The organism is Streptomyces sp. URMC 129 (assembly GCF_051386415.1).
Lineage (GTDB): Bacteria > Actinomycetota > Actinomycetes > Streptomycetales > Streptomycetaceae > Streptomyces.
This window is the reverse complement of the sequence record NZ_JBPQTQ010000060.1, coordinates 13,720-33,340: the sequence shown is the minus strand read 5'-3', so window position 1 is coordinate 33,340 and position 19,621 is coordinate 13,720. Positions and strand designations below refer to the sequence as shown.

Sequence of the window (19,621 nt, the reverse complement as noted above, 5' to 3'; positions counted from 1 at the left end):
GGTCCGCCGCCGTCCGCGAGCACGCGGACTTCCTGTGGCTGCGCCCGCTGGACGTTCCCCGGATGCTGGCCGCGCGCATCAGGAGGGTGTCCAGCCGCCCGGTGCCCGCGACGTACTCGGGGTGGGCCCGCATCGCGTCCGCCACGCGGCGCTCCGGGGTGCCGGGGGCCGCCCGCACGTGCGCCCGGAAGGCGCGGGCCAGACCCGTCAGGGACAGGGCGAACAGCGGGGCGCCGCAGCCGTCCACCGCCACATGGCCGACCGGCTCGGCCGTCGCCGTCTCCACCGTCTCGCGGATCAGCGCCTGCACCGGGTGGTCGGGGTCGAGGTACCTCTCCACCGGCCAGCCCCGCACCACGCACGCGGCCAGCATCGCGGCGTGCTTGCCCGAGCAGTTCATCGCCGTCCGGCTCCGCGGCCCCGGACCCTCGCCGTAGCCGGGCCGGTCCTCCGGGCACCGCAGGGCCTCCGCGCCCAGCCCGTGCTCGGCCAGCAGCGCGCGCACCAGCTCCTGGTGGTAGTCCTCCCCGGCGTGGCTCGCCGCCGCCAGGGCCAGCCGTTCGCCCGCCAGCTCCAGGCCGGAGCGCAGGATGCCGGCGGCCTGCATCGGCTTGTTGCAGGAGCGCGGGAAGACCGGCGCCGTCACGTCGCCGAGCGCCCGTTCCACCGTGCCGTCCGCCGCCAGGATCACCAGCGAGCCGCGGTGCCGTCCCTCCACGAACCCGGACCGGACGACCTCCGCGAGCACGGGCGGCGATGACGGCGAGGACGGGGACATGAGCGGTCCTTTCACCGGGCAGCAGCGCGTCAGGACAGCAAGTCGTCGACCTGCGCCTCCCCGACACGGTACCTGCGGGCGATCTCCGAGCCGCAGGCGTCCGCCGTCCGGTGCAGGGACTGCCGCCGCCGCGACACCTGCGCCTCCCACCGCGCCAGCCGGCCCAGCGCGTCGTGCAGTTCGTCGTCGCTGAGCGCGGTCAGGTCGGACAGCGAGACCTCGTCCAGCATCTCCTCCGCCAGCCGCCGGTACTCCTCGCTTGCCGGCGGCCCGAGCGTCACGTGGCGGGCCGAGGACCGCTGGCGTGACGGTTCGTCCGCCAGAATGCTCGGCAGCTGGTCGAGCAGCCCCGACTCCTGGGCGATCCGCCGCCGGCGCTCCGCCTCCAGAATGTCGATCCGCCCCTGGAGCATCCGCCGCACGTAGCTGAGATCGGCCTCCTCGCGAATCGCCGCCCGGCGCAGCTCCCGCACCTGCGGCAGGCCGAGCGCGGTCAGCTCCGGCTGCGCGACGTCCCAGGGCGCTGTGCTGCGTGTGTCGGGACCCGGTGTGATCATCCGCTTTTAGTCCCCTCGTCCCCGTTTCCGTCCGGTAGCGCGGTACGTACCCCGTAGCACGCATCGTGTCACTGTGTACCCGGCAGCCGCAGCGCTCTGGCACCCATCCGGCTCTCCCACGCCGAACAGGAACGTTCCGGCATGATGGCCCTTATGCGAGCTGTGGTGCAGCGGGTGAACGGCGCGGCCGTCACCGTCGACGGCGAGACCGTCGGTGAAATCGTGGGCCAGGGGCTGTGTGTGCTGGTGGGAGCCACGCACGGCGACACGGAGCGGACCGCCGAGCGGCTGGCCGACAAGCTGTGGACGCTGCGCGTGCTCGACGGCGAGAAGTCCTGCTCCGATGTCGGCGCCCCTCTGATTGTCGTTTCGCAGTTCACTCTCTACGGTGACGCCAGGAAAGGCCGTCGCCCCACCTGGAACGCCGCCGCGCCCGGCGAGATCGCCGAACCGCTCGTCGACGCCGTCTGCGCGCGGCTCCGCGCCCTCGGCGCCCACGTCGAAACGGGGCGCTTCGGCGCGCACATGCGGGTCACCCTGACCAACGACGGCCCGTTCACGGTGCTGCTGGAGATGTGACCCGGGCCGGCCGGGCGAACGCCGCGGGCCGCGCCTACGGCTCGACCACCGTCTCCTGCACCGCCGGGGTATCCCCGGCGAGCAGCTCGGCGTCCACCGGCACGTTCCGCTTCACCAGCGCCAGCGCGATCGGCCCCAGCTCATGGTGCCGGGCCGGCGTCGTGACGAAGCCCACCGGGCGGCCCTCGGCGCCGTCCGCCGCCAGCCGCACCGGGGCGCCGTGCTCCGGCAGCTTCACCTCGCTGCCGTCCAGGTGCAGGAAGACCAGGCGGCGCGGCGGCCGGCCCAGGTTGTGCACCCGGGCCACCGTCTCCTGGCCCCGGTAGCAGCCCTTGTTCAGGTGCACCGCCGTCTCCAGCCAGCCCAGCTCGTGCGGGATCGTCCGGTGGTCGGTCTCCCGGCCCAGCCGCGGCCGGTGCCCCTCGACGCGCAGCGCCTCGTACGCCAGCACCCCGGCCACCGGGCCGTGCCCGGCGGCGAACGCGGCCAGCCCCGCGCGCGGCAGGAACACGTCCCGCCCGTGCGGCGTCTCGCGCACCACCGCGCCGTCCGGCACCCCGGCGATCGATCCGGCCGGCAGGTGCACCACGGCGAACTCCCCGGTGCGGTCCGCGATCTCCACCCGGTAGAGGAACTTCATCTTCTCCAGGTACGCCAGCAGCGCGGGCGCCGCGCCCGGCTCGGTGTGCGCCCACGTCGTCGTGCCGTCGTCCACCAGATACAGCACGTGCTCGATATGGCCCTGGGCGGAGAGGATCAGCGCCTCGGTGGCCCGGCCCGGCTCCAGCTCCGCGACGTGCTGCGTGAGCAGCAGATGCAGCCAGCTCAGCCGGTCGGGCCCGGAGACGGTCACCACGTCCCGGTGCGACAGATCGACCAGGCCCTCGCCCCGGGCCAGCGCGCGTTGCTCCCTGAACAGCTCCCCGTAGTGCGCGGCGACCCCGGCGTCCGGGGCGTCGGCGGCCACGGCACCGGGCAGGGAGAGCAGCGGACTCGCGTACGGCGTCATGCCGTCCAGCCTACGGCTCCCGCGCCGGGGCCTCCTCGGCCAGGCGGGCCGTGCACTCCTCGCAGCGGCCGAAGATCGCGAAGTGCCGCAGGTCGGTGTCGAAGCCGAACTTCTCGCGCAACCGCTCCGCGAACGGACCGGCCACCTCCATGTCCGCCTCGACGACCCGCTCGCAGTCCCGGCACATCAGGTGCAGGTGTTGGTGCCGCTCCGCCAGGTGGTACGTGGGCGCGCCGTGGCCCAGGTGGGCGTGGGAGACCAGGCCCAGCTCCTCCAGCAGCTCCAGCGTGCGGTACACCGTCGAGATGTTGACCCCGCCGGCGGTGCGGCGCACCTCGGTGAGGATGTCCTCCGGCGTGGAGTGCTCCAGCTTTTCGACAGCCTCCAGCACAAGCTGCCGCTGCGGCGTCAGCCGGTAGCCGCGCTTGCGCAGATCGCTCTGCCAGTCGGTGCTCACCACGCTGCCCAGTGTAGGAGAGCCAGAGGGCACGGACCCCGCCCGAGGGGATCCGGCGGGGTCCGTGCAAGGAGGCGGACACCATCCTGCTCGGTCCGGCGTCAAACCGCCGTAAGTGCCGGACGCCCGGCGCGGTCGCGGGCCGTAGAGTGCACGTGACGCGGAAGGGAGCGGTGCGGTGGATCTGGGACTGGCGGATCGGGTCTACGTCGTGACCGGCGGCAGCAAGGGCCTCGGCTTCGCGACGGCCGCCGCGCTGGTGGCCGACGGCGCGCGCGTGGTGGTGTCCTCGCGCGACGAGCGGAACGTGGCCGCCGCCGTGGAACGCCTCGGCGGCGCGGGCAAGGCCCTGGGCATGGTGGCGCACCTGGGCGACCGGGAGACGGCGGCCCGGCTGGTGGACACGGCGCTGGAGGGCTTCGGGCGGCTGGACGGCGCGCTGATCTCGGTGGGCGGCCCGCCCCAGGGCACGGCCGCCGAGGCCGGGGACGAGCAGTGGCGCACGGCCTTCGAGTACGTGTTTCTCGGCGCCGTACGGGCCGCCCGCACGGTCGTGGGCCGCCTGACGGCGGGCGGCGCGGTCGGTCTGGTGCTGTCCACCTCGGCCCGCTCCCCGATCCCGGGCCTGGGCATCTCCAACGGCCTGCGACCCGGCCTGGCCATGGTCGCCAAGGACATGGCCGACGAGTTCGGCCCGCGCGGCATCCGGGTCTTCGGCCTGATGCCGGGCCGGATCGCGACGGACCGCATGACGGAGCTGGACGCGTCGGCCGACGCCGCGGCCCGCCGCCGCGCGCTGGAGTCGATCCCGCTCGGCCGCTACGGCACCCCCGAGGAATTCGGCCGCACCGCCGCGTTCCTGCTCTCCCCGGCCGCCGGCTACATCACCGGCACCACCGTCGCGGTCGACGGCGGGGCGCTGCGCACACCCTGAGCCGCCGGTCACGGACGCGGGGGGACCAGTCCCGCGTAGATCGTGAGGTCCCAGCAGAAATATCCCTGCAATTCCTTGTCGGCGACGATCTGGAAGGAGAAGCGGCGGGTCTCGGACCCGGCCCGGGTGACGAACGCGGCCCACGCGTGGCCCACCACCGTCTGTACGTCGAACGCCGGGGATCCGGGGCGATCGGGATCGGGGAAGGGCGCGAGGGCGTCGCTCACGAGGAGCGCAGGGTGGCTGAGCATCTTCCCGGTGCCGTGCCGGTAGAGCAGGGCGCTGTAGTCGAAGCCGGAGGACATCGTCGTCTCGGACCACCGGACGACGTCGCCGACTTCCGCGGGAAGGGTGAGGGTGTCCCCGGGCTGGTCCGTGATCCCGGCTCCCCGCATTTTCATGCGGATGTACTGCGCGTCGATCACGGTCGGATTGTTCTCGTCCGTCGACGCGCCGGGGTATTTCTCCACAATGGTCGACGTGTCGAACGCGATGGTGATGTCGAAAAATCTCGAACGGTACTGATGGTCGCCGTTTCCCGGCCATGACGGTGACTCGGGCATCGTTGTCTTCCTCCCTCAGCCGCCGATGGCGCGGGGCCGGATCCTGTGCGATCCGGCCCCGCGCTCCCGGGCGGAATCCTGACCGTGATCAGGAAATGGTGATCTTCGGGTCCCAGCGGAAGTAGCCCTTGAGGTCATTCCCGTCGAGGATCTGGAAGAAGAAGTCGTACGTGACGACGCCCTTCTTCTTCACCTCGGCGCTCCAGTAGTGGGACTTGATGGTCTGCGTCAGGTACTTCGGCGAGCCGAGCGGCGCGTCCGGGTCGGGATAGGGGAGATCCTTCTCGGTCACGACGGGCCTGGGGTCGGTGATGAGCTTGTCATTGCTCATGTACCGGTACAGCAGGGCGCTGTAGTCGAAGTTGAGCGAGAACGTCGTCTCCCGCCATCTGATGACGTCGCCCACCTTCGCCTGGAAGTTCAGCTCCCCACCGGGGTTGCCGATGATCTTGTCCCGCTTGACCGTCATGTAGATGTAGTCACGGACGTCGTTCGGCAGGATGCCGGTCGGATTGGCCGGGTCCTTCGAGGCGTTGGGGTACTTTTCGACGATGGTGGCGGCGTCGAACGCGATCAGCACGTTGGTGATGACGGATACCGCTGCGGGGTCGATCTGCCCGGTTTCGGGTGCTGCCATGGTGGTCATTCTTGATCCCTTACGGTGTCGGGTCCTTCGGGAATTGCTCTTCATGACGCCGGTCCCGGTTTTCTCGGAAAACGGCCCACGGGGCGCGTCGTGCGAATCATGAGTATGTGCGGGAAGCGTCGAGCCTCCATCACCGTAAAAGACGCCCACAGGGCCCGCAATTCGTAGGCGGGGGGCGTTACGCCGTCCGACAGGGGATCCGCCAGTGCGCGGAGCGAACGAAAAACCTCCCCGGCCGACCGGGCCGGGGAGGTGCCGTCCGCTGTCTCAGCGGAAGAAAGCGATGCCGTCGTCCGGCAGGTTCTTCAGGTCCGCGACCCACTCCTTGGGGTTCACGGCCTTCTTCAGGTGCGCCGACATGTACGGCCGCAGCGGGATGTCGGGGGTGGCCTTCTCGCCCACCCACATCAGGTCGCCGTTCACATAGCCGTACAGCCGCTTGCCGCCCGAGTACGCCGGGGAGCCCTGGGTGCGCGCGACCGCGTCCGTCACGAGGTCGATCTGCGGCTTGCCCTCGGCCAGTTCGCCGTACCAGATCTCCGCGACGCCCTGGTCGCGGATCATCGTGACCTCGACCTGCCGGCCGGGCCCGATCCGCCAGAAGCCGTGCTCGGACTCCAGCGGCTCCAGCCGGTTGCCCTCGGCGTCCAGGCGCCAGGTGTGCGAGGCGTATTCGAGGAAGTCACGGCCGTCGTGCGAGAACGACGCCTCCTGGCCGAAGTTGCACGCCTCCTGCCCCGGGTCCCCGAACTTGTCGAGGGCCGCGACGCCCGCGCCCTGCCAGGTGCCCAGCAGGAAGACCAGCGGGACGAGGTCCGGGTGGAGGTCGGACGGAATCTCGATCATGGATCAGCGCTGGCCCTGGTAGAGCCTCGCCACGACCAGGGCGGCGAAGGCCGCGCTGCCGACACCCACCGCGACCATCAGAGTGATGAAGAATGCCTCCAGCACGGCGTGCTCCTTGTTCTTCGGATATGAATTCCGTCCGTGCCCGAGTCTAGTCGCCCCCACCGGGGGAATCTCAGTGGGTGGGTCGCACAGGCACGTGGCTTGCGTGCGGCCTTGACCGTTTTGTGATCACTGCGGCTGAACGCGTGAAGGCGCGCTCGCGTCTAAGCGCGTGGAAAGGGTGTGATCATGAGTTGTCCGAACTGCGGTGGAGCCATGCATCAGGGACCGCGCGGGGACTGGGTGTGTGCCACGTGTGGCACGACTCGCTAGCGCCGTAGACCTCACGACTACGGTGGCGCCATGGCTCAGAAGCTGGTGATCAAGGTGACGGCGGGGGCGGACGCCCCCGAGCGGTGCTCGCAGGCGTTCACGGTGGCGGCGGTGGCCGCCGCCAGCGGGGTGGAGGTGTCGCTGTGGCTGACCGGGGAGTCCGCGTGGTTCGCGCTTCCCGGGCGGGCGGCGGAGTTCGAGTTGCCTCACGCGGCACCGCTTCCGGACCTGATCGACGGTATCCAGGCCGGGGGGCGGATCACGCTGTGCACGCAGTGTGCCGCCCGCAGGGGGATCGATGAGGAGGATGTGATCGACGGGGTACGGATCGCCGGGGCACAGGTCTTCGTGAGCGAGATCATGTCCGACGGCGTACGCGCGCTCGTCTATTGACCGCCCGGCGGGTCCGCACGGACGAGACGGGATCCGCCGGTACCTCTGGGGAACACGTGCGAGACAGACGTCGGACGGAAGACGACGCACTTCAGGGCCGCGCCACCCGGACGAGACGACCGGGGGCGCGGCCCTGAGGCGTGTCAGACGGCGATGGTGACCTCGGTCAGCCCGCCCTGCTGGGCGACGACCTTGCGGTCCGCCGTGGCGCCGGGCACCAGCGCGCGCACGGTCCAGGTGCCCTCGGCCGCGTAGAACCGGAACTGGCCGGTCGCCGAGGTGGGGACCTCGGCGGTGAACTCGCCGGTGCTGTCCAGCAGTCGGACGTAACCGGTCACGGGCTCGCCGTTCCGGGTGACCGAACCCTGGATGGTCGTCTCACCGGGCTTGATTCCCGCGGCGTCGGGGCCGCCGGGCTTCGCTCCGCACATGCGCTTCTTCCTTACGTGTGATGCCGGGCCCGGAAGGTGCCCAGGCGCCGGGTTACTTGGCCGGGCCGGTCTCGACGGGCACGCCGACCAGCGAGCCGTACTCGGTCCAGGAGCCGTCGTAGTTCTTGACGTTCGGCACGCCCAGCAGCTCGTGCAGCACGAACCAGGTGTGGGCGGAACGCTCACCGATGCGGCAGTAGGCGATGGTGTCCTTGGCCAGGTCCACGCCCTCCTCCTGGTACAGCTCCCGCAGCTCCTCGTCGGAACGGAAGGTGCCGTCGTCGTTCGCCGACTTCGACCAGGGGATGTTGCGGGCGCTGGGGACGTGGCCGGCGACCTGCGACTGCTCCTGCGGCAGGTGCGCGGGGGCCAGCAGCTTGCCGCTGAACTCGTCGGGGGAGCGGACGTCCACCAGGTTCTGGGCGCCGATCGCGGCCACGACCTCGTCGCGGAAGGCGCGGATCGAGGTGTCCTGCTCCTTGGCCCGGTACGTGGTGGCGGCGCGCTGCGGCACGTCCTCGACCAGCTCGCGGGCGTCCAGCTCCCACTTCTTCCGGCCGCCGTCCAGCAGGCGGACGTCCTCGTGGCCGTAGAGCTTGAAGTACCAGTAGGCGTAGGCCGCGAACCAGTTGTTGTTGCCGCCGTAGAGCACGACGGTGTCGTCGTTGGCGATGCCCTTGGCGGACAGGAGCGCCTCGAAACCGGCCTGGTCCACGAAGTCGCGGCGGACCGGGTCCTGGAGCTCCTTCTTCCAGTCGATGCGGATGGCGTTCCGGATGTGGTTCTTCTCGTAGGCGGACGTGTCCTCGTCGACTTCCACGATCACGACCTTGGGGTCGTCGATGTGGTCCTGGACCCAGTCGGCGTCCACCAGGACGTCACTGCGGCTCATGCTTGGTCTCCTTCGGCGATCGGGCAGGGAGGGGTGGTGCGTACCGGGGTGTGAGACGTACGCGACGCCTTCGCGGGGGCACGGCGGTGCGGCGCGCGCCGCGCGGGAATGGTGCGTGGTCTGTCAGCCGACGCGGCGACAGAGCATGGCGGCGACGCGGCAGAGATCAACCGCCCGTCGCTTCGTCAGTCCCCCGGCGGGGGTACCCGTGGCCTGTCGCGTCATGCCCGCGATCGTACGGAGACTGCGGCGGTCATGTCACCGCTGTTCCGGATGCTGAGACGTTCTTGACTGGAATGTGGGATGAGAGGGGAAAGGGGGGCGGCCGTCAGCCGGTGATGTCGACGTCCCGGCCGGTGATGGTAAGGGCCAGGCCGTCCTCCGTGGGCTCCAGCGAGTCCAGCGACAGACCGTCGGGCAGGCCCGTGATCGGGCGCACGATGTCGAGCTGTTCGCGGATCGCCGCCTGCACCTCGGGACCGCCGGTGTCGGGGATGTCCTCGTCCGCGACCTCCAGCCGGATGCTGCCGTTCTCCAGCACCACGTCACCGGCCACCTCGCCCACGTCCAGGCTCTGGCCCAGCACGGAGGCCTGGAGGGTCAGCAGCAGCCGCCCCTCGCCCGCGTGGCCGAACTCGACGCCGAAGCCGGTGCCGCTGACCGCCAGCAGCTCGCCGTACGCCCGCGTCAGCTCCTCGTAGGAGATCAGCCCCTCGCCACCGGCCCGTGCGGCGACCGCGCTGGAGTACCCGTCGCCCAGCTCGACGTCGTCCAGCCGGACGTCCAGCTCCTCCAGCGTCAGCGTCTGCTCGTCCACCAGCGCCTCGTAGCCGTCCAGGCCGAGGTCCACCCGGTCCAGGTGGTTGCCGAGCACCTGCGTGAGGAAGGGGAAGCCCTTGATGGAGACGTCCGGCTCGGAGTCCAGGGAGAGGCTGCTCCTGGCCTGCGAGGCCACTTCGCCCTGGGCCATGGACAGCGCGATCCGGTCGGCGATCAGGGCGAGCACCAGCAGCACGCCGAAGACGATCAGACTTATCCGCAGTGCGCGCATCGGGCCGCTTCCCCCATGGTGTGGTCCAGAAAAAACGCCGCGAGCGTAACCCGGCGCACCGCTGCCCCGGCGGCCGGGGCGACGCTTGCAGCAGGGCCGTTACACGGGTGCGACGGCTACAGCAGCACCTGGGTCAGCGCGTAGCAGGCGGGGGCGGTGGCCGTCAGGGGCAGCGCGACGCCGGCGGTGAAGTGGACGAAACGGGACGGGAAGTCGTAGCTGGCCACCCGCAGTCCGGCCAGCGCCGCCAGGCCGCCGGCCAGGGCGAACGCCATCGCGTCCGGGCCGCCCAGGTCGCTCAGCCGCGGCCCCGCCGCGCCGGCCGCCGCCGCGGCGGCCAGGGCCAGCACGACCGTGACCGCGCCCGGCGCGGGGACCGCGCGGAACAGCGTGGCCGCGCCCGCCGCCGCGGCCGTCAGCGCCACCGCCGCCGGGGCGGCGTCGACGGCGGCGAGCAGCCCGGCGGCCAGCGCGGTGAGCAGCGTCGCCGCGGCCGTCGCGGTCAGTGAGTCCAGCCGCTCGTCGGCCGAGCCACGGTGCCGGAGCTGGAGCACGATCACCAGCAGGAACCACACGCCCAGCACGCCGGTCATCGCCTCGGTCGCCCGGTCCGCGTCGGCGACCAGCACCGCCGCGTCCGTGGCCAGCCCGCCCGCGAAGGCCAGCGCGATGCCCTGCCGGGCCGGCCACATGCCGTTCAGCCGGAACCAGCCGGCCGCCGTCACCGCCTGGAGCACCGCCACGGCGGGCAGCGCCGCGGCCTGGCCCAGCGGCGCGGTCGCGGCGAGCAGCGCGGCCAGCGCCACGGTGAGCGCGGCGGGCTGGATCCCCGGCGCGATGATGGGCGAACGCGCCCGGTGGCGCGCCCTGGGCGCCTGCGGCGTCTCGCTCGTGCGCACACTCATCGGGCCCCTCCCGCGAAGGGGGGAAGCACCTCGACCGTGCCGCCCTCGGCGAGCGGGACGGCGTCGTGGGCCCGCGGGCCGACCTGCCGGCCGTCCACGAGGAACGAGCAGCGCGCCAGCACCCGGGCGAACTCCGGCCGGTCGGCGTGGCGGTCCCGCGCGGCGGCCAGCGCCCCGGCGAGCGTCGTGGCCTCGTATGTTTCCTCCGCCGTACCGGCGGCGGCTTTCGCCGCGGCCCAGTAACGGATCGTGCCGCTCGGCATCGCCTTCGCTCCGTCCTCCCGGGGCTCCCCCGGTCCACCGCCCGTTTCCGTGCCGACCCATGATGACGCCTGATCGGGACTGGATACACGCCCGTGCCGGACGAACGCGGACGGGAGTGTGATTCCTCTCAGTACGCAATGTGAATTGTTTCGGCTATGCTGCTCTGCAAGTAAGGATCCGGGCACCGAAGCCGACCCGGGTCCTTTCGCGCTTTCTGGGCAGAGCCGCTCGAATCGTCCCCGCGCCAGGACTGAGGAAGGAACGCCCCCCTATGAGCTCGCTGCTTCTCCTGACCAACGCCCTCCAGCCGTCCGCGCAAGTGCTGCCCGCCCTGGAGCTGCTGCTGCACAACGTCCGCGTGGCGCCGGCCGAGGGCCCCGCCCTGGTGGACGCGCCCAGCGCCGACGTCATCCTCATCGACGGCCGCAAGGACCTGCCGCAGGTCCGCTCCCTCTGTCAGCTCCTGCGCTCCACCGGCCCCGGCTGTCCGCTGCTCCTCATCGTGACCGAGGGCGGCCTCGCCGCCGTCACCGCCGACTGGGGCGTGGACGACGTGGTGCTGGACACGGCGGGCCCGGCCGAGGTCGAGGCGAGGCTCCGGCTGGCCACCGGCCGCCAGCAGCTCACGACGGACGACAGCCCGATGGAGATCCGCAACGGCGACCTGTCGGTCGACGAGGCGACCTACAGCGCCAAGCTCAAGGGCCGGGTCCTGGACCTGACCTTCAAGGAGTTCGAGCTGCTGAAGTACCTCGCGCAGCACCCGGGCCGCGTCTTCACCCGCGCCCAGCTCCTCCAGGAGGTCTGGGGCTACGACTACTTCGGCGGCACCCGCACCGTGGACGTCCACGTGCGGCGGCTGCGCGCCAAGCTCGGCCCCGAGCACGAGGCCCTGATCGGCACCGTGCGCAACGTCGGCTACCGCTTCGTGGTGCCGGAGAAGGAGAAGGCCACCGAGGACGACCACGCCCGCGCCGTCACGCGCGAGGCCGAGCAGGTCGTCAAGGAGGCCGCCGCCCCCCGCAGTTGAGCGGCGCACGGCACCAGGCCGCAGGGCAGCCGCCCCGTGTGACACGGACCCCGTGTCACGCGGGGCGGTTGCGCGCGTAGACTACGGCCTGTGGCCAAGGTGACGCGGGACGATGTGGCGCGACTGGCGGGTACGTCGACCGCCGTCGTCAGCTATGTCATCAACAACGGGCCGCGTCCGGTGGCCGCGAGCACGCGGGAACGGGTGCTGGCCGCGATCAAGGAGCTGGGGTACCGCCCGGACCGGGTCGCGCAGGCGATGGCCTCCCAGCGGACGGACCTGATAGGCCTGATCGTCCCGGACGCCCGGCAGCCGTTCTTCGCGGAGATGGCGCACGCGGTCGAGCAGGCCGCCGCCGAGCGCGGGAAGATGGTCCTGGTGGGGAACTCGGACTATCTGGACGAGCGCGAGGTGCACTACCTGCGGGCGTTCCTCGGGATGCGGGTCTCCGGCCTGATCCTCATCAGCCAGGGCCCCAGCGAGCACGCCGCCGCCGAGATCGACGCCTGGGACGCGCGGGTGGTGCTGCTGCACCGGCGGCCCGACGCGATCGACGACGTCGCCGTCGTCCTGGACGACATCGGCGGCGCGGAGCAGATCACCCGGCACCTGCTGGTGGACCACGGGCACGCCTACGTCGCCTGTCTCGGCGGCGTGGACTCCACGCCGGAGTCGGGCGACCCGGTGACCGACCACGTCACCGGCTGGCGCCGGGCCATGGCCCAGGCCGGGCTGAGCACCGAGGGGCGGCTGTTCAAGGCCCCGTACAACCGGTACGACGCGTACCGCATCGCGCTCGGCCTGCTCTCCGGGCCCGACCGGCCGCCGGCCCTGGTCTGCGCGACGGACGACCAGGCCATCGGCGTGCTGCGGGCGGCGCGCGAGCTGCGGATCGACGTGCCGGGCGAGCTGGCGGTCGCGGGCTTCGACGACGTGAAGGAGGCGGCGCTGACCGATCCGCCGCTCACCACGGTCGGCTCGGACCGGGAGGCGATGGCCCGCGCGGCGGTCGATCTGGCGATAGACGACCCGGAGCAGGGGCCGGGGGACCGGCTCCGCCAGTTCCCGGTGGCGCTGCGCATCCGCCGCTCCTGCGGCTGCGGACCGGCCGCCTGATCCCGCCGGACGCACCGGGAGATTTTCGGAGAGAACTCTGAGCCACGGCTCAGGGTTCTCTCATTTTCCGGGCCCAGAGTCGGGACCATGAGAGACGACCAGACGCACCCGAAGCGGACCGCGCGCGGGCCGGTGGCCCTGTTCGCCGCGGTCGCCCTCGTCAGCGCCGCGGTCGGCGGAGGGACCGCGGCACTGCTCGACGGCACCGGCACCGTGACCGGCGGCGGCTCGCCGGCCGTGTCCGGCACCACCGTGGCCGACCAGGCCGCGCGGACGGACGGGACCGTGGCCTCGGTGGCCGCCGCCGTCGGCCCCAGCGTGGTGGAGATCGCCACCCCCACCGCGACCGGCTCCGGCGTGATCCTCTCCGAGGACGGCGAGATCCTCACCAACAACCACGTGGTCTCCGGCGCGGGCACGGTGGAGGTCACCTTCCACGACGGCAGCACCGCGCGGGCCCAGGTCACCGGCACCGACCCGGACACCGACCTGGCCCTGCTCCAGGCGGCGGACGTCAGCGGCCTGACCCCGGCCACCCTCGGCGACTCCGACGACGTGTCGGTGGGCGACGAGGTCGTCGCCATCGGCTCGCCCGAGGGCCTGACCGGCACCGTCACCAGCGGCATCGTCTCGGCGCTCGACCGCGAGGTGACCGTCGCCAGGGACAGCGGCGGCGCGGGCACCGGGCAGCAGCAGGGCTGGACCGAGTGGCCGTTCGAGTACGGCGGCGGCCAGTACAACGGCGACGTCGGCTCCTCCACCACCACCTACGAGGCCATCCAGACCGACGCGTCGCTCAACCCGGGCAACTCCGGCGGCGCGCTGGTCAACATGGCGGGCGAGGTCATCGGCGTCAACTCCGCCATGTACAGCGCGTCGGCCGACGCCGGCAGCGCGGGGCTGGGCTTCGCCATCCCCGTCAACACCGTGAAGGAGGTGCTGCGCGCGATGGAGTCCGGGTCCGGCGCGGATGCCGCCGCGGACGCCCCGGATTCCGGCGCGGGCCCCGGCAGCGGTGCCTGATGCGAGACTGGCTCCATGAGTGACGGTCCCCGGGTGCTGATCGTGGACGACGAGCCCGCCGTGCGGCAGGCGCTCCAGCGCAGCCTGGCCTTCGAGGGGTACGTCACCGAGACCGCCGTGGACGGCGTCGACGCGCTGGCCAAGCTGGAGACGTACGCGCCCGACGCCGTGGTCCTCGACGTCCTCATGCCGCGCATGGACGGGCTGACCACGGCCCGCCGGGTGCGCGCCCTCGGCGACCGGGTGCCGATCCTGATGCTCACCGCCCGCGACACGGTCGGCGACCGGGTCAGCGGCCTCGACGCGGGCGCCGACGACTACCTGGTGAAGCCGTTCGAGCTGGACGAGCTGCTGGCCCGGCTCCGGGCGCTGCTGCGGCGCGGCTCATACACGAGCGGCGGCGCCCGGCCGGAGCCGGGCGACGCGGCGGCGCGCGAACGGGTGCTGTCCTTCGCGGACCTGCGGATGAACCCGGCCACCCGGGAGGTGACGCGCGGCGACCGGGTGATCGAGCTGACGCGGACCGAGTTCACCCTGCTGGAGCTGCTGCTCGCCCACCCCCGGCAGGTCCTCACCCGGGAGCAGATCCTGCACGCCGTCTGGGGCTTCGACTACGAGCCGTCGTCCAACTCGCTGGATGTCTACGTGATGTATCTGCGCCGCAAGACCGAGGCCGCGGGCGAGCCGCGCCTGGTGCACACGGTCCGGGGCGTCGGGTACGTCCTGAAGGTCTGAGGCCGGCGCGTGCGGCGGAGATTCGCGGCGTTGCCGCTGCGGTCCAGGCTGGCCCTGCTGACCGGACTGGCCGTGGCCTTCGCGGTCGCGGTGTGCGCGGCGGCGGCCTGGTTCGTGGTGCGCGGACAGCTCCTGGCGTCGCTGGACGAGTCGCTGCGGGACAGCGCGGGCCGCGAGGAGCTGGCGCAGGTGTACGGCGCGCCCTGCGAGGCGGAGCCGAGCGAGCTGGGCGAGATCCCGGGGCTGGTCCGGGACCCGATCCAGCTCATCTACGGCGAGGCGCAGAGCTGTGTACTGGCCGGTACCGTGGCCCTGGAGCTGACCGAGGCCGACCTGGCCGTGGCGCGGCTGGAGCTGGCCGAGTCGCTGCACGACACCGAGGGCTCGGACGGCGAGCGGTACCGGGTGCTGACGCGGCCGGTGCGCGGCGGCGCGATCACGGTGGCCCGGCCGATGGCGGAGGTGACCGAGCCGTTGCAGGCGCTGGCCGTGGTGCTGGCCCTGGTCGCGGCGGCGGGCGCGGTCGGCGGCGCGGGCGCCGGGGTGGTGCTGGCGCGGGCGGGGCTGCGGCCCGTGGACCGGCTCACGGAGGCGGCCGAGCACATCGCCCGCACCGAGGACCTGAGCGTCCGCATCCCGGTGACGGGGGACGACGAGATCGCCCGGCTGTCCCGTTCGTTCAACTCGATGACCGCCGCGCTGGCGTCCTCGCGGGACCTCCAGCAGCAGCTCATCGCGGACGCCGGGCACGAGCTGCGCACGCCGCTGACCTCGCTGCGGACCAACATCGAGCTGCTGGCGCGCAGCGAGGAGACCGGCCGGCCGCTGCCCGAGGCGGACCGGCGGGAGCTGCTGGCGTCGGTGACCGCGCAGCTCTCCGAGCTGGCCGCGCTGATCGGGGACCTCCAGGTGCTGTCCCGGCCGGAGCGGGCGGCGGGCAGCGGGCGGCTGCTGGAGGTCGTGGCGCTGCACGAGACGGCGGGCAGGGCGGTGAGCCGGGCCCGGCTGCGCGCCCGTTCGCTGCCCATCGCCGCCGAGCTGGACCCGTGGTTCGTGCGGGGCGAGCCGGCCGCGCTGGAGCGGGCCGTGGTGAACCTGCTGGACAACGCCGTGAAGTTCGGCGCCGGGGACGAGCGCGGCGTGGAGGTGACGCTGCGGGACGGCGTGCTGCGCATCCGCGACCACGGGCCCGGCGTGCCGCCCGACGAGCTGCCGCACGTGTTCGAGCGCTTCTGGCGCTCGCCCGGCGCCCGGGGGCTGCCCGGTTCGGGGCTCGGCCTGTCCATCGTCGCCAGAACCGTGCGGGAGTGCGGCGGCCAGGTGGCGCTGCACCCGGCCGTGGGCGGCGGCACCGAGGCGGTGCTGACGCTGCCCGGCGCCCCCGTGCCGCCGCCGGGCGGCGAGGGCGCGTAGCCGCGGGCGCGGGCCGGGCGCATATGCCGGGGGCGCGTAAGCAACGCGTCAAGAAAACCTCCGCGGCTTGCTTCCGGGGACGCGCATGCCGCACGGTTGCTCCGGCTATGCGCGACGAGCAGACGGTGTGAAGCAACGGTGAAGATCGCTTTTCTGGCCTACAGCATTCACGGCAGCGGCACCGCCGCCCGGTCCACCGCCGGCCTCGCCTCCGCGCTGGCCGGGCGGCACGAGGTGGAGATCGCCGCCGTCAGCCGGCCGGACAGGACGGTCACCCCGCCGCACGTGCCGCTCGACCCGCGGGTCCGCGTCGGCCCGCTGCTGGACTCCCGCCGCCGCGCCGCCGCCTACCTGCGCCGCACCGACGCCGACGTGGTCATCGCCACCCGCCCGGCGCTCGTCCGGTTCCTCGCCGAGCACGGCCAGGACCGCTACGCCCGCGTCGGGCGCCTCAGCCGCGGCCTGCCGACCGAGCCCGACCCCGCGGACATAGCGCGGCTGGACGCGTTCGTCGTCGGCTCGGAGGCGGACGCCGCCCGCCACCGCGCCGCGCTGCCGCCCGGCAGCGCGACCCGCGTGGTGTGCGTGCCGTGCTGTGTGCCCTCCGTCGCCGTCCGGCCCTCGCCCGGCGACTCGCGCACGATCGTGGCGGCCGGGCGGCTGGTGCCGGTGAAGCGCCACGACCGGCTGATCGACGCGTTCGCCCGGATCGCCCCCCGCCGTCCCGACTGGAACCTGCGGATCTACGGGACCGGGCCGCTCGCCGGGCCGCTCCAGCGGCGCGTGGACGGGCTCGGCCTGTACAACCGCGTCCGGCTCATGGGCGCCGTGCCGCGCACCGAGCCGATGGAGACCGAGTGGGTCAAGGCCGCCATCGCCGCCGTGCCGTCCGACGGCGAGCCCGACGGCACCGCGATCCTCGCCGCGATGCGCTGCGGGGTGCCGGTGGTGGCCACCGACTGTCCCTCGCGGCCCGGCGAGATCATCAGCCACGGCCACAACGGGCTGCTGGTGCCCACCTCCGGCGGCGGTGCCGCGTTCGCCGACGCCCTGCTGCGGCTGATCGACGACCCGGAGGAGCGCAACCGCATCGCCGCCGCCGGGCTGGCCACCGCCGCCGCCCACGACCCGGCGGCGCTCGCCGCGCGCTACACCGAACTCGCCGAGGAACTGCTCGCCGGCCGCCGCGGGCGCGGCCGGCGCCTGCTGCGCAACGCGCTGCGCGCCGCCGTCCCCACCACCCGCGCCCCGCGCGCCCCCCGGCCGCCGCGCGTGCCGGACGGCGACCAGCCGCGCGTCCGGGGCCGCTGCACGGTCGACGCGGACGGCTCCCTGACGGTGGCGCTGGAGGCGGCCGGTCTGCCGCCCGGCGGCCTGGCCGACTTCGTGGCCATGCGCCGCGAGGACCCCGAGGCCCACCGGATACGGGTCCCGATCCTGCGCGAGCCGGGCGACCCGGGCGGCTGGGTTCCGGTCACGCTGGAACGTTCCGTCCGCGTCCTGCCCGAGGGCCGGTGGGACTGCTACGTGGAGCCGCGCGACGCGGGCGCCCGGCGCCGGGTGGCCGCCGAGTTCATCGACGCGGCCTCGCTGGTCACCCTCCAGCCCACCGTCAGCGAGCACGGCGTGGCCTGCTGGCTGCCGTACACCACCAGCGAGGGCGACCTCAGCCTGCGCACCTGGCTGCGCCGGGCGCACGCCGAGGTGGAGGCGATCACCGTGCACGAGACGTCGGCCACGGTCGTGGCCGCGCTGCTCGGGCCGGGCGCCAAGCGGCCGGCGCCGAGGGCCGAGGCGGTGGCGATCTCCCGCTGCGGCACCGGCGCCGACCTGCGGATGCCGCTGCGCGGCCTGCCCGGCGGGCGCGTGGAGTTCACCTTCCCGTACGCGGACGCGCTGGCCCGGCGTTCGGCGGCGCGGGACATATGGGACGTGAAGCTGGTGCTCGCGCCGGGCTGCGGCATGGTGCCGGTCGGCCGGATCGGCGGCGACAGCATCGACCGCACCCGCACCGAGAGCTTCCCGGCGGTGCGCCTCACCCACCCCGACCGGGGTCCCACGGAGGTGCGCCCGTTCTTCACCGCGCCGCACGGCCTGGCCGTCTCGGCGGCGGACGCCGGGGACGCCGCGGATGTCGCGGACCCGGGTGACGCGACGGGGGCCGCGGGCGCGGCGGCCTGACGGCTCAGCGGCAGGCGGGCGCGCAGGCCCGTCCGGCGTCCGGCGCGTCCGGCGCGGACGCGGCGGCTTCGGCCGGTGCCGGATCGGCCAGCAGGCGGCGCGGGCCGCAGCCCTGCTCCCCGCAGATGTCGTACGGGTTGGCCAGCATGCAGCTCTCCAGCGACAGGCAGCCGCAGCCGATGCAGTCCGTCAGGTTGTCCCGCAGGCGCGTGAGCTGCCGGATGCGGGCGTCGAGATCCGCCCGCCAGGACTCGGAGACGACCGCCCAGTCCTTCCTGGTCGGCGTGCGGCCCTCCGGCAGCCGGGCCAGCGCCTCGCGGATCGCGTTCAGCGGCATGCCCACGTTCTGCGAGACCCGGATGAACGCCACGCGCCGCAGCGTGTCCCGGCGGTAGCGGCGCTGGTTGCCGGAGGTGCGGCGGCTGCTGATCAGGCCCTGCTCCTCGTAGAACCTCAGGGCCGAGGTGGCGACGCCGCTGCGCTGGGCAAGCTGCCCGATGGTGAGTTCCTTCGCGATCTGGGGTGCCATACGGACCATCCTAGCGAGACTTCAACAATTCTTTAGCTTCATGGGTTAGCGTGAAGCACCTGGCCGATGAGGGGAGTTGCGCGTGGGAAAGCTGGTGGCCATCAGCGATCTGCATGTGCGGTACGCCGAGAACCGGGCGGTGGTCGAGCGGCTGCGACCGGCCGGCGAGGACGACTGGCTGCTGGTCGCCGGCGACGTCGGGGAGCGGGTCGCCGACGTGGAGTGGGCCCTGGAACTGCTGAGCCAGCGGTTCGCCCGGGTGGTGTGGGTGCCGGGCAACCACGAGCTGTGGACCCCGGGCGACGACCCGGTGCGGCTGACCGGCGTCGAGCGGTACGAGCACCTGGTGGCCCTCTGCCGGCGGCTGGGCGTGGTCACGCCGGAGGACCCGTACCCGGTCTGGGAGGGCGAGGGCGGCCCGGCCGTCATCGCGCCGCTCTTCCTGCTGTACGACTACACCTTCCGCCCGGCCGGCACCGCGACCAAGGAGGAGGCGCTGGCGGTCGCCAGGGCGGCGGGCGTGATCTGCACCGACGAGTACTACCTCCACCCCCACCCGTACCCGAGCCGCGACGCCTGGTCCAGGGCGCGGGTGGAGGAGACGGAGAAGCGGCTCACCCAGGAGGTGCCCGACGGGCTGCCCACCGTGCTGGTCAACCACTGGCCCATCGTGCGCGAGCCCACCCGCATCCTGCGGTATCCGGAGTTCGCGCTGTGGTGCGGCACCGAGGCGACCGAGGACTGGCCGCGCCGCTTCCGCGCCGCCTGCGTCGTCTACGGCCACCTGCACATCCCGCGCCTGATCCACCACGACGGCGTGCCGCACCAGGAGGTCTCGCTCGGCTACCCCAGGGAGTGGCAGCCGCGCGGAACCCCGCCGGGGCGGCTGGTCCAGATCCTGCCGCGCGGGGCGG

At 73.1% G+C, this 19,621-nt stretch carries 23 protein-coding genes and 1 pseudogene; 10 read left to right on the top strand and 14 right to left on the bottom strand.

The features are described from left to right. Positions 1-778: asparaginase (locus ACSNOC_RS14610; protein ID WP_436747841.1), on the bottom strand; the 778-nt coding region annotated here is incomplete at its 3' end. A gap of 29 nt (positions 779-807) precedes the next feature. Continuing rightward, the gene (locus ACSNOC_RS14605) at positions 808-1,335 is read right to left on the bottom strand and encodes an RsiG family protein (RefSeq protein ID WP_436747840.1); all 528 of its coding nucleotides are present in this window, start codon (positions 1,333-1,335) and stop codon (positions 808-810) included. A gap of 153 nt (positions 1,336-1,488) precedes the next feature. Between ACSNOC_RS14605 and dtd the strand changes: the two genes are divergently transcribed. Then, a complete protein-coding gene (gene dtd, locus ACSNOC_RS14600) occupies positions 1,489-1,914 on the top strand; it encodes a D-aminoacyl-tRNA deacylase (protein ID WP_436747839.1) in 426 nt (141 codons plus the stop codon). A 34-nt stretch (positions 1,915-1,948) separates the two neighbouring features. On the opposite strand, the gene ygfZ is transcribed toward dtd, so the two are convergent. Together ygfZ and ACSNOC_RS14590 are read right to left on the bottom strand one after the other, a co-directional pair. Next, the gene (gene ygfZ, locus ACSNOC_RS14595; protein ID WP_436747838.1) at positions 1,949-2,923 is read right to left on the bottom strand and encodes a CAF17-like 4Fe-4S cluster assembly/insertion protein YgfZ; all 975 of its coding nucleotides are present in this window, start codon (positions 2,921-2,923) and stop codon (positions 1,949-1,951) included. Between the two features lie 10 nt (positions 2,924-2,933). Further along, the gene (locus ACSNOC_RS14590) at positions 2,934-3,383 is read right to left on the bottom strand and encodes a Fur family transcriptional regulator (protein WP_436747837.1); all 450 of its coding nucleotides are present in this window, start codon (positions 3,381-3,383) and stop codon (positions 2,934-2,936) included. Positions 3,384-3,558: 175 nt separating this feature from the next. Between ACSNOC_RS14590 and ACSNOC_RS14585 the strand changes: the two genes are divergently transcribed. Next, positions 3,559-4,314: an SDR family oxidoreductase gene (locus ACSNOC_RS14585; protein ID WP_436747836.1), complete on the top strand. Its 756-nt coding sequence runs from the start codon at positions 3,559-3,561 to the stop codon at positions 4,312-4,314. Positions 4,315-4,322: 8 nt separating this feature from the next. Here the strand turns inward: ACSNOC_RS14585 and ACSNOC_RS14580 are convergent, their stop codons facing one another. The 3 genes from ACSNOC_RS14580 to ACSNOC_RS14570 form a co-directional block, all read right to left on the bottom strand. Beyond that, entirely contained in the window at positions 4,323-4,877 is a 555-nt protein-coding gene (locus ACSNOC_RS14580) for an AidA/PixA family protein (protein ID WP_436747835.1), read from the bottom strand. An 88-nt stretch (positions 4,878-4,965) separates the two neighbouring features. Further along, a complete protein-coding gene (locus ACSNOC_RS14575) occupies positions 4,966-5,514 on the bottom strand; it encodes an inclusion body family protein (protein ID WP_436747834.1) in 549 nt (182 codons plus the stop codon). Positions 5,515-5,790: 276 nt separating this feature from the next. Further along, entirely contained in the window at positions 5,791-6,369 is a 579-nt protein-coding gene (locus ACSNOC_RS14570; protein WP_436747833.1) for an FABP family protein, read from the bottom strand. 405 nt (positions 6,370-6,774) lie between these two features. Here ACSNOC_RS14570 and ACSNOC_RS14565 point away from each other — a divergent pair, with 405 nt between their 5' ends. Beyond that, the gene (locus ACSNOC_RS14565) at positions 6,775-7,137 is read left to right on the top strand and encodes a DsrE family protein (RefSeq protein ID WP_436747832.1); all 363 of its coding nucleotides are present in this window, start codon (positions 6,775-6,777) and stop codon (positions 7,135-7,137) included. Between the two features lie 143 nt (positions 7,138-7,280). Here the strand turns inward: ACSNOC_RS14565 and ACSNOC_RS14560 are convergent, their stop codons facing one another. From ACSNOC_RS14560 to ACSNOC_RS14535, 6 genes are all read right to left on the bottom strand, one after another. Next, positions 7,281-7,568, bottom strand: a complete 288-nt coding sequence (locus ACSNOC_RS14560) for a DUF1416 domain-containing protein (protein ID WP_436747831.1) — start codon at positions 7,566-7,568, stop codon at positions 7,281-7,283. Between the two features lie 52 nt (positions 7,569-7,620). Further along, on the bottom strand, positions 7,621-8,460 hold the full coding sequence (locus ACSNOC_RS14555) for a sulfurtransferase (RefSeq protein ID WP_436747830.1): 840 nt from the start codon (positions 8,458-8,460) through the stop codon (positions 7,621-7,623). Positions 8,461-8,583: 123 nt separating this feature from the next. Continuing rightward, positions 8,584-8,685 carry a putative leader peptide gene (locus ACSNOC_RS14550; protein ID WP_407702178.1) on the bottom strand — a complete coding sequence of 34 codons (102 nt, stop codon included), beginning with the start codon at positions 8,683-8,685 and terminating at the stop codon, positions 8,584-8,586. A gap of 103 nt (positions 8,686-8,788) precedes the next feature. Then, complete coding sequence (locus tag ACSNOC_RS14545) at positions 8,789-9,511, bottom strand: LmeA family phospholipid-binding protein (protein WP_436747829.1); 723 nt, start codon at positions 9,509-9,511, stop codon at positions 8,789-8,791. Between the two features lie 116 nt (positions 9,512-9,627). Continuing rightward, positions 9,628-10,416, bottom strand: coding sequence for a hypothetical protein (locus tag ACSNOC_RS14540; RefSeq protein WP_436747828.1), 789 nt, complete (start codon positions 10,414-10,416; stop codon positions 9,628-9,630). Beyond that, complete coding sequence (locus ACSNOC_RS14535; RefSeq protein ID WP_436747827.1) at positions 10,413-10,679, bottom strand: MoaD/ThiS family protein; 267 nt, start codon at positions 10,677-10,679, stop codon at positions 10,413-10,415. Before ACSNOC_RS14535 ends, ACSNOC_RS14540 begins: the two co-directional genes overlap by 4 nt. 272 nt (positions 10,680-10,951) lie before the next feature. On the opposite strand from ACSNOC_RS14535, the gene ACSNOC_RS14530 reads away from it, so the two are divergent. The 6 genes from ACSNOC_RS14530 (at position 10,952) to ACSNOC_RS14505 (ending at position 18,178) form a co-directional block, all read left to right on the top strand. Next, entirely contained in the window at positions 10,952-11,710 is a 759-nt protein-coding gene (locus tag ACSNOC_RS14530; protein ID WP_436747826.1) for a winged helix-turn-helix transcriptional regulator, read from the top strand. A 90-nt stretch (positions 11,711-11,800) separates the two neighbouring features. Then, positions 11,801-12,826 carry a LacI family DNA-binding transcriptional regulator gene (locus tag ACSNOC_RS14525; protein ID WP_436747825.1) on the top strand — a complete coding sequence of 342 codons (1,026 nt, stop codon included), beginning with the start codon at positions 11,801-11,803 and terminating at the stop codon, positions 12,824-12,826. A gap of 87 nt (positions 12,827-12,913) precedes the next feature. Beyond that, complete coding sequence (locus ACSNOC_RS14520; protein ID WP_436747824.1) at positions 12,914-13,849, top strand: S1C family serine protease; 936 nt, start codon at positions 12,914-12,916, stop codon at positions 13,847-13,849. 15 nt (positions 13,850-13,864) lie between these two features. Further along, the gene (locus ACSNOC_RS14515; RefSeq protein ID WP_436747823.1) at positions 13,865-14,584 is read left to right on the top strand and encodes a response regulator transcription factor; all 720 of its coding nucleotides are present in this window, start codon (positions 13,865-13,867) and stop codon (positions 14,582-14,584) included. 9 nt (positions 14,585-14,593) lie between these two features. Further along, entirely contained in the window at positions 14,594-15,997 is a 1,404-nt protein-coding gene (locus tag ACSNOC_RS14510) for a HAMP domain-containing sensor histidine kinase (RefSeq protein ID WP_436747822.1), read from the top strand. Between the two features lie 138 nt (positions 15,998-16,135). Next, a complete protein-coding gene (locus tag ACSNOC_RS14505; protein ID WP_436747821.1) occupies positions 16,136-18,178 on the top strand; it encodes a glycosyltransferase in 2,043 nt (680 codons plus the stop codon). Positions 18,179-18,182: 4 nt separating this feature from the next. Here ACSNOC_RS14505 and soxR read toward each other — a convergent pair whose 3' ends face one another. After that, positions 18,183-18,707: a redox-sensitive transcriptional activator SoxR gene (soxR, locus tag ACSNOC_RS14500; protein WP_436747820.1), complete on the bottom strand. Its 525-nt coding sequence runs from the start codon at positions 18,705-18,707 to the stop codon at positions 18,183-18,185. A gap of 76 nt (positions 18,708-18,783) precedes the next feature. Here soxR and ACSNOC_RS14495 point away from each other — a divergent pair. Next, positions 18,784-19,611 (top strand): annotated as a pseudogene (locus ACSNOC_RS14495) (metallophosphoesterase family protein); the annotation flags it as partial. Positions 19,612-19,621 lie beyond the last annotated feature (10 nt).

Bases quoted from the DNA above. Each gene is read 5' to 3' on its own strand.
- ACSNOC_RS14555 (WP_436747830.1), bottom strand. From the start codon at position 8,460: ATGAGCCGCAGTGACGTCCTGGTGGACGCCGACTGGGTCCAGGACCAC.
- dtd (WP_436747839.1), top strand. From the start codon at position 1,489: ATGCGAGCTGTGGTGCAGCGGGTGAACGGCGCGGCCGTCACCGTCGAC.
- ACSNOC_RS14580 (WP_436747835.1), bottom strand. From the start codon at position 4,877: ATGCCCGAGTCACCGTCATGGCCGGGAAACGGCGACCATCAGTACCGT.
- ACSNOC_RS14530 (WP_436747826.1), top strand. From the start codon at position 10,952: ATGAGCTCGCTGCTTCTCCTGACCAACGCCCTCCAGCCGTCCGCGCAA.
- ACSNOC_RS14560 (WP_436747831.1), bottom strand. From the start codon at position 7,568: ATGTGCGGAGCGAAGCCCGGCGGCCCCGACGCCGCGGGAATCAAGCCC.
- soxR (WP_436747820.1), bottom strand. From the start codon at position 18,707: ATGGCACCCCAGATCGCGAAGGAACTCACCATCGGGCAGCTTGCCCAG.
- ACSNOC_RS14550 (WP_407702178.1), bottom strand. From the start codon at position 8,685: ATGACGCGACAGGCCACGGGTACCCCCGCCGGGGGACTGACGAAGCGA.
- ACSNOC_RS14520 (WP_436747824.1), top strand. From the start codon at position 12,914: ATGAGAGACGACCAGACGCACCCGAAGCGGACCGCGCGCGGGCCGGTG.
- ACSNOC_RS14605 (WP_436747840.1), bottom strand. From the start codon at position 1,335: ATGATCACACCGGGTCCCGACACACGCAGCACAGCGCCCTGGGACGTC.
- ACSNOC_RS14515 (WP_436747823.1), top strand. From the start codon at position 13,865: ATGAGTGACGGTCCCCGGGTGCTGATCGTGGACGACGAGCCCGCCGTG.
- ACSNOC_RS14575 (WP_436747834.1), bottom strand. From the start codon at position 5,514: ATGGCAGCACCCGAAACCGGGCAGATCGACCCCGCAGCGGTATCCGTC.
- ACSNOC_RS14540 (WP_436747828.1), bottom strand. From the start codon at position 10,416: ATGAGTGTGCGCACGAGCGAGACGCCGCAGGCGCCCAGGGCGCGCCAC.
- ACSNOC_RS14545 (WP_436747829.1), bottom strand. From the start codon at position 9,511: ATGCGCGCACTGCGGATAAGTCTGATCGTCTTCGGCGTGCTGCTGGTG.
- ACSNOC_RS14570 (WP_436747833.1), bottom strand. From the start codon at position 6,369: ATGATCGAGATTCCGTCCGACCTCCACCCGGACCTCGTCCCGCTGGTC.
- ACSNOC_RS14565 (WP_436747832.1), top strand. From the start codon at position 6,775: ATGGCTCAGAAGCTGGTGATCAAGGTGACGGCGGGGGCGGACGCCCCC.
- ACSNOC_RS14535 (WP_436747827.1), bottom strand. From the start codon at position 10,679: ATGCCGAGCGGCACGATCCGTTACTGGGCCGCGGCGAAAGCCGCCGCC.
- ygfZ (WP_436747838.1), bottom strand. From the start codon at position 2,923: ATGACGCCGTACGCGAGTCCGCTGCTCTCCCTGCCCGGTGCCGTGGCC.